This window comes from Luteitalea sp. (assembly GCF_022842525.1).
Taxonomy (GTDB): Bacteria; Acidobacteriota; Vicinamibacteria; order Vicinamibacterales; family Vicinamibacteraceae; genus Luteitalea.
Genome location: NZ_JALHPM010000246.1, coordinates 1 through 7671, shown reverse-complemented (window position 1 = coordinate 7671; position 7671 = coordinate 1). Strand labels below are relative to the sequence as shown.

7 protein-coding genes are annotated in these 7671 nt (G+C 69.7%); 3 read left to right on the top strand and 4 right to left on the bottom strand.

Annotated features, from left to right (window positions below):
- Positions 1–275: NAD(P)/FAD-dependent oxidoreductase (locus Q0C41_RS28165; protein ID WP_291989778.1), on the bottom strand; the 275-nt coding region annotated here is incomplete at its 3' end.
- Positions 272–1564 carry a beta-ketoacyl synthase gene (locus tag Q0C41_RS28160; RefSeq protein ID WP_291989776.1) on the bottom strand — a complete coding sequence of 431 codons (1293 nt, stop codon included), beginning with the start codon at positions 1562–1564 and terminating at the stop codon, positions 272–274. The genes Q0C41_RS28160 and Q0C41_RS28165, both read right to left, overlap by 4 nt.
- Before the next feature lie 36 nt (positions 1565–1600).
- On the opposite strand from Q0C41_RS28160, the gene Q0C41_RS28155 reads away from it, so the two are divergent.
- The gene (locus Q0C41_RS28155; protein ID WP_291989774.1) at positions 1601–2326 is read left to right on the top strand and encodes an isoprenylcysteine carboxylmethyltransferase family protein; all 726 of its coding nucleotides are present in this window, start codon (positions 1601–1603) and stop codon (positions 2324–2326) included.
- A gap of 71 nt (positions 2327–2397) precedes the next feature.
- On the opposite strand, the gene Q0C41_RS28150 is transcribed toward Q0C41_RS28155, so the two are convergent.
- Positions 2398–2913 (bottom strand): DinB family protein, encoded by a 516-nt coding sequence (locus Q0C41_RS28150; RefSeq protein ID WP_291989772.1) that lies wholly within the window; start codon positions 2911–2913, stop codon positions 2398–2400.
- Positions 2914–3022: 109 nt separating this feature from the next.
- Between Q0C41_RS28150 and lon the strand changes: the two genes are divergently transcribed.
- Both lon and Q0C41_RS28140 read left to right on the top strand, forming a co-directional pair.
- Positions 3023–5803, top strand: a complete 2781-nt coding sequence (gene lon, locus Q0C41_RS28145) for an endopeptidase La (protein WP_291989770.1) — start codon at positions 3023–3025, stop codon at positions 5801–5803.
- Between the two features lie 2 nt (positions 5804–5805).
- The gene (locus tag Q0C41_RS28140; protein ID WP_291989768.1) at positions 5806–6903 is read left to right on the top strand and encodes a hypothetical protein; all 1098 of its coding nucleotides are present in this window, start codon (positions 5806–5808) and stop codon (positions 6901–6903) included.
- A 130-nt stretch (positions 6904–7033) separates the two neighbouring features.
- Here the strand turns inward: Q0C41_RS28140 and Q0C41_RS28135 are convergent.
- Positions 7034–7671, bottom strand: a 638-nt coding sequence (locus Q0C41_RS28135; RefSeq protein WP_291989765.1) for a methyltransferase domain-containing protein, incomplete at its 5' end; no start/stop codon positions are given.

Sequence of the window (7671 nt, the reverse complement as noted above, 5' to 3'; positions counted from 1 at the left end):
ACCAGGCCGTCGCCGTAGGTGCCGCGAATCGAAACGCCGGACGTCCCGGTGACGAGCATGCCGTCGAGCGCCAGGCCGTGGCGCTCGACCGGCCCGGCGAGACCCACAGTGCGCAGCAGCGCGACCCCGCCCGGATTCAGCGTGTCGCCGCACAGCTTGGGGCGAGGGAAGGCATCACGATCGAGCAGCACGACCCGGGCCCCGCCGCGCGCCAGCATGGTCGCGGCAAACGCCCCCGCCGGCCCGCCACCGACGACGACCACGTCGGTGGTCAATGGGCCCGTCCCAGCACGACCGCGCTGTTCTTCGAGCCGAACCCGAGGCAGTTGCACAGTGCCGCCTCCACCTCCACCGCGCGTCCCGTATTGGGGAGCACGTCCATGTCACACGCCGGGTCGAGCTGCGTCACGTTGATCGTCGGGGCCAGGAAGGCCCGGTCCAGCCCCAACGCCGTCGTCACGATGCCGCAGGCACCACTGGCCCCCTGGGGATGCCCGACCATCGACTTGGTCGACGAGCCACACATCCGATCGGCCTGCGCCCCGAAGACGGCGCGCACGCTGCGAATCTCGATGGCGTCGTTGAGCTGCGTGGACGTCCCGTGGAAGTTGACGTAGCCGATCTCCTCGGGTGCGCGCCCGGCACGGTCGAGGGCCATGCGCATGGCGCGGATGATCTGCTGACCCTCGGGGTCCATCTGCACACGATGATAGGCGTCGCAGGTCGAGCCGTAGCCGTCGATGGTCGCGTACACATGCGCGCCGCGAGCGCGGGCGCGATCCTCCCGCTCGAGCACGTACATCCAGGCGCCCTCCCCCAGGACGAACCCGTCCCGCGTCGAGTCGAACGGACGCGACGCCGTGGCAGGAGTGTCGTTGAACGCGGTGGAGACGACGCGCATGCGCGAGAAGCCGTAGATCATGCCCGGCGTCACGCACGCGTCGACGCCGCCGCACAGCAGCACGTCGGCCTCGCCGCTGCGCAGCAGGCCGAGCGCGTACCCGGTGGCATCGGTGGAACTCGTGCAGCCGGTGGACAACACGTGGCTGATGCCGTGCAACTGCAGGGCGATCGAGATCTCGCTCGACAGCATGCCGCAGATGGAGATGGGGATGGCGTAGGGCGTGACCCGCTTCAGGCCATCGGTGAAGAACTCGCGGTACTGCTTCTCGCCGAGTTCGATGCCCCCACCACCGGTGCCGATGATCACGCCCGCGCCGGGCTCGCCGCGGCGCAAGCCGGCGTCGTGCCACGCCTCGCGCGCCGCGATGACCCCGGCCAGCGACGCGCGCGAATACCGCTTCGCGTCCGCGCGTTCACGCAGGATGTCGTCCCCGTCCTGGCTGTCGAGCGAGGGGTGGGCGTCGAGCCGCGGCGCCTGGGCGATCGACAACGGGGGCAGCGGTGCGGCGACCTGACACGCATACGGCGCCGGATCGAAGTCGTCGATCCGCCGTGTGGCGCTGCGGCCCTGTCGCACATGCTCCCAGAAGCATTCGCGTCCGACGCCGTACGGCGACGCCACGCCGATGCCCGAGATGGCAATGCGGGAAGAAGACCGCATGGGCGGCACTATACTATGCGCCCGTTGACCCGACTCGTGGCTCCGCTTCATGGCACTTCGACGCTCGTGCGCGCCCTGCAGGTCGTGGGTGCGGTGCTGTTCGTGGTCTCGCTGGCCACCGGTGGCAAGGCGTACTTCCAGGCCTTCGACGCGACCGCGCCGGCCGGCTCGCCCCTCTGGGCCCCGCTGGCCATCGACGTCGCCCTCTTCTCCGCCTTCGCCCTGCATCACAGCGTGCTGGCTCGGACGCGCCTGAAGCAGTGGATCCATCAGCGCGTCGGCATCGACGCCGAGCGGGCGCTCTACGTCATCCTCGCCAGCACGCTGTTCCTGGCGTGCACACAGCTCTGGCAGCCGCTGCCGGGCACGTGGTACGCCCTGACCGGCGTGTGGTGGTGGGTGGGGGCGGCGGTGCAGGCCGCAGGCGTGCTCGTCACCCTGCTCGCGGCGCGCACGCTCAGCTTGCGCGAACTGATGGGGCTGGATCCCTCGAGGCAGGCGGCGCCGCAGCACGAGCCTCCCACGCTCGAGACGCGGGGGCTGTACACGGTGGTGCGACACCCGATCTACTTCGGGTGGGTGCTCTTCGTCGCCGGCGCGCCCCTGATGACGCACACCCGCCTGCTCTTCGCCGCGGTCAGCGTGGCCTACCTCGTGATCGCGATTCCTCTCGAGGAGCGCAGTCTGATGGCCAATTTCGGCGACCCCTACCTGGCGTATCGGCGACGCGTGCGCTGGCGGATGGTTCCCGGGATCTATTGAGGGTAGGGACCGCTCTCCGAGCGGTCGGTCACCACCCGGGCGTCGGCGACGGCCGGCTCGGAGAGCCGGCCCTACCCATGGATCGTGCGGAGGGCGTCCAGGTGGTGCTGCGCGTGCCCGGTCACCATCCACGCCAACGCCCGCACCGTCATGCGCTGGCCGTTGGCCACGCCGCTGCGATCGGCCACGTCGTCGGGCAGCGACGTGACCAGCGCGAGGCTCGCGGCGCGTACGGCGGCCAGCTCGTCGAGGACCGCCGACAGCGTCGGCGGTGTGCGACTCGCGTCACGCACCCACGCATCCTGGTCGAATCCGGGCAACGGTGACGACTCACCGCGCGCGAACCACAGCAGGCGAAACGCGAAGACGCGCTCGGTATCGACCACGTGCGCCAGCATCTCGACGACCGACCACTTGCCCGCCGCCATCGGCAGCGCCGCGGCGCCATCGTCCATCGCGGAAAGCGCGGCACGGTACTCCGACGGTTGGGCCTGCAAGCGTGCGAGCAGGGCCCCATCGGGCACGCGCCTGATGTAGCCCGCATAGTAGGCACCGTACTCATCTGCCCCGGGACGCATGGCCAGCATCGGCCGATGATAGCGCGGTGCCCGCGTGCCCCGGCTGATAGACTGCCATTCGGGACGGCAGGGATCGAATCGCGCCCGGCGCGGTCCCGTCGTCGCGCGCCCCGGGTGAATGCCCGGGCACCGTCGGACAGACGCACCCGCCCGTGCGTCAAACGATTCGGGCACCTGGCACTCGGGCCAACGCCCCGCACTCTGGAGAAGACGATTCGTGGCTGATGCCGCCGCCCAGGATCCCCCGCTCCCCGCCCGCCTTCCGGTCCTTCCGCTGCGGAGCACGGTCGTGTTTCCCCTGACCGTCCAGCCGCTGGCCGTCAACCGGGCCGTGTCGGTCGATGCCGTCAATCGCGCCCTGGCCGGCGACCGGATGCTCGTCCTCGTCATGCAGGTCGGCGATGCCGAGGATCCACAGCCCAGTCAGCTCCGCAAGGTGGGCACCGTCGCCGTCATCCGCCAGATGGCCAAGGGCGCGATGGGGCTCCAGATTCTCGTCGAAGGCGTGGCCCGCGTGCGTCTGGACGACGTGACGCGAGACGGCAACGTGATGGATGCCGGCATCGTGGCGGCACCGGAGCCGGACACGACCGGCCTCGAGATCGACGCCTATCTCCGGTCACTGCGTGACCTCGTCGAGAAGGCGTTCTCGCTGGCGACGGGACTGTCGCCGGACCTCCGGTCGATCGTCTCGGGCATCGACGAGCCCCTGCGGCTCGTGTACCTGCTCGCGACCCTGATCGACATGAAGCCGGAAGACAAGCAGCTGCTCCTCGAGCAGGACGATCTGCGGGTCAAGCTGAGCGCGATCACGGCGGCCCTGCGCCGCGAGGTCGAGCTGCTCGAACTGAAGGGCAAGATCGAGTCGCAGGCCCAGCAGGAGATGAGCGACGCGCAGCGGCAGTACTACCTGCGGCAGCAGCTCAAGGCCATCCAGACCGAGCTCGGCGAGGAAGAGGGGCAGGAGATCGCCGAGTTGCGCAAGCGGCTCGACGAGGCGCGGCTGCCCGACGCGGTGCTGAAGCCGGCCCTGCGCGAGGTCGATCGCCTCGAGCGCATGTCGCAGGCCTCGCCCGAGTACCAGATGCTGCGCACGTACCTCGACTGGCTGCTCGAGGTGCCATGGAGCGTGACCACGCCGGATCGGCTCGACCCGCGCGCGGCCCGCGTCGTCCTCGACGAGGACCACTACGACCTCGACAAGATCAAGGACCGCATCGTCGAGTACCTCGCGGTGCGCAAGCTGAAGAACGACATGAAGGGCCCGATCCTGTGCTTCGCGGGGCCTCCCGGCGTGGGCAAGACCTCCCTCGGACAGTCGATCGCGCGCGCGATGAACCGCAAGTTCGTCCGCATCTCGCTCGGCGGCGTCCGCGACGAGGCCGAGATCCGCGGGCACCGACGCACGTACATCGGCTCGATGCCCGGACGGCTCGTGCAGGCCCTGAAGCAGGCCGGCTCGATGAACCCGGTGTTCATGCTCGACGAAATCGACAAGCTGCAGGCGGGCGGATTCTCGGGCGATCCGGCCTCGGCGATGCTCGAGGTGCTCGACCCGGCGCAGAACCACACGTTCCGCGACCACTACCTCGAGGTGCCGGTCGATCTGTCCAAGGTGCTGTTCATCGCGACCGCGAACAACCTCGGCACGGTGCATCCGGCCCTGCTCGACCGCATGGAGATCATCACGCTCAGCGGCTACACCGAGGAAGACAAGGCCCACATCGCGCGGCGCTACCTGATTCCGCGTCAGATGAAGGAACACGGTCTGCCCGCCGATGGCCTCGAGCTGACCGATGGCGCACTGAGCCGCGTGGTGCGCGAGTACACCCGCGAAGCCGGCGTTCGCGGCCTCGAACGCCAGGTCGGCACCATCGCGCGCAAACTGGCCGCCCGTGTCGCCGGCGTCGACACGACGTGGCGCGACCGCGAGCCCGAGGGCGCCGTGGCCACCGTGGACATGCCCATCCCCGGCCAGCCGGGCGACGGGCCTCCGCCGCCGTCGCTGCCACCGGGGCCCGACCCGGACGCCATCCCGATCGACGATCCGGACCCGCGCGCCATTCCGGGCATCCCTCATCCCGACGAGGCGCCGGAGGGCGATCCGCCGCCCGCCGACGATCCCGATCGCGACGGTCCCGAAGCGCCGATCGGCGACCCGCGGTCGCATCCCGACCTGCCCGTGATGACCACCGTCACGCTCGAGGCCCCGTTCAAGGTCGATGCGCCGGACGTGCCCGACTACCTCGGGCCACCGAAGATCAAGAACGACGCGCCCTTCCGGCTGTCGCGGCCCGGTGTGGTCACCGGCCTGGCCTGGACCGAGACCGGCGGCGACGTGCTGTACGTCGAAGCCACGCTCCTGCCTGGCGGCAAGGGTCAGCTGGTGCTGACTGGACAGCTCGGGAGCGTGATGCAGGAGTCGGCACGCGCCGCGCTGAGCCATGTGCGTTCGCGCGCCGACGTGCTGGGTATCCCGGACACCCTGTTCGGCACCCACGACCTGCATCTGCACGTCCCCGCGGGGGCGATCCCCAAGGATGGCCCCTCGGCCGGCGTCACCATGGCCACGGCCATCCTGTCGGCGGCGCGCAAGACGCCGGTGAAGCCGGACGTCGCCATGACGGGCGAGATCACGCTCAGCGGGCTCGTGCTGCCGGTGGGCGGGATCAAGGAAAAGGCGCTGGCCGCTCGTCGGCAGGGCGTCAAGACGATGATCCTGCCGGCACAGAACGAGGACGACCTCGACGAGTTGTCGCCCGAGGCGCGCAAGGACATGACGTTCCGTCCCGTGTCCACCTTCGAGCAGGTCGTGGAGGTGGCGCTCGGCGCGTGGGTGCCCGAGCCGGCGGTGGAGGCAGCGGCCCTGCCCACGGCCGCACCCGCCGTCGCCGGCTGACCGTGGCGATCGCGTTCTGCATTTCCGGACACGGGTTCGGACACGCCAGCCGGCAGGTCGAGGTCATCAACGCGTTCGGCGCGCTGCGGCCCGATCAGCCGATCCACGTCTTCACGCGCGCGTCGCGCTGGCTCCTGGACCGGACGCTCCGGGTGCCCGTGACGATCGTCGAGCAACCGGTCGACTCGGGTGCGATCCAGCGCGACAGCCTGATGCTCGACATCCCGGCGACGCTCGACGCCGCGGCCCGATTCGAGGCGCAGGCCGACCACGCGGCCGCAGTGCTGGCCGAGGAGTTCCGGCAGCGGCACGTCGAGGTCGTTGTGTGCGACGTCCCTCCCATGCCCTGCACGGCGGCGCATCTCGCAGGCGTGCCAGCCGTGGCCCTGGCCAACTTCACGTGGGACTGGATCTACGAAGACTTCACGGCGGATCACCCCGGCTTCGAGGATCTCCCGGCCCGGCTCGGGGCCCGCTATGCGCAGGCCGCCGCGGCGTGGCGCCTGCCGATGCACGGCGGATTCGGCACGTTCCACACGGTGCTGGACTTTCCGTGGATCGCGCGTCGTGCGCAGCGAGACCCCGCGGAGGTCCGACGCCAGATCGGCGCCACCGACGATCGGCCGCTGGTGCTGATCTCCTTTGGCGGGTATGGAGTGGCCGGCCTGGCGCTGACGCATCACACCGGGGCCCCCTACCGTCTCGTGCTGTCGGCCGGCGCCGACCAGGGCCCCATCGCCCTGCCGCCTGATACGCTTCACCTCGATCGCGACAGCCTGACGGCTGCTGGCCTCCGCTACGAGGACATCGTCGCCGCCTGCGACGTCGTGGTCTCGAAACCCGGCTACGGCATCGTCTCGGAGTGCGTCGCCAACAACACGGCCTTGCTCTACACCGACCGCGGACGGTTCCGCGAGTATCCGGTGATGGTGGAGGCGATGCCGGCGGTGCTGCGCTGCCGCTTTCTGGCCAACGAGGCGTTGACCACGGCGCGGTGGGATGACGATGTCGCCGCGCTGCTCGCGCAGCCGCAGCCAGACGCGCGCCCGTTGGTGAATGGGGCGGACGTCGCCGCGGGCATGCTCAGCGCGATGACGTGACGCAGGCGGCCCCGTCATCGCGAATGCGGCGATGCCGGGAATGCCGCGATGCCGGAAGGGCGAAGAGGCTGAAGGACTGAATCACGAAGGTCGAAACGCGAAGGGCGCTGTGGTGAGGCGCCCTTCGTCGTCAGTCCTTGACGCAGGTCACCAGGGACCAGATGCGCGGGATGTTGACCTTCTCGATCGAGATGGGGTGCAGGTTGGCCTGGGCGAGGAACGCCGGCAGGTCGAGGTCCGACTTGAAGCCGATGTGGACGGTGAGCGGCGAGATCATCCGCTCGGCCTTCGACAACAGCTTGTTGGGGCTGAGGAAGTGGTTCAGGAAGATGATGCGGCCGCCGGGCTTGCAGACGCGGCGCATCTCGCGCGCGACCTTGACCGGATCGGGGACGACGCTGATCAGGTACGGGGCGTACACGATGTCGAACGTGTTGTCCTCGAACTTGAGGTCCTGCGCGTCCATCTGGAGCAGACGGACGTTCTTCGTCTCCTTGCGGGCGACGCGCTCACGCGCCTTCTCGAGCATCCCGGCCGAGAAATCGATCCCGGTGATCTCGGTATTGCTGGGATACATCGAGCAGTTGATGCCCGTGCCGACGCCGACTTCGAGGATCTTGTCGCCGGGGTGGATCTGCATGCGCTGGAGGGCCTGCACGCGACCGGGGTGGAGCGTCGGTCCGAACGTGAGGTCGTAGACGCTGGCGAGCTTCTCGTAGACGCCCTCGACGAAGTCGTTCTCGACGGCGGTGACCGACAGGGCGCGAG

Bases quoted from the DNA above. Each gene is read 5' to 3' on its own strand.
- Q0C41_RS28160 (WP_291989776.1), bottom strand. From the start codon at position 1,564: ATGCGGTCTTCTTCCCGCATTGCCATCTCGGGCATCGGCGTGGCGTCG.
- Q0C41_RS28150 (WP_291989772.1), bottom strand. From the start codon at position 2,913: ATGCTGGCCATGCGTCCCGGGGCAGATGAGTACGGTGCCTACTATGCG.
- lon (WP_291989770.1), top strand. From the start codon at position 3,023: ATGCCCGGGCACCGTCGGACAGACGCACCCGCCCGTGCGTCAAACGAT.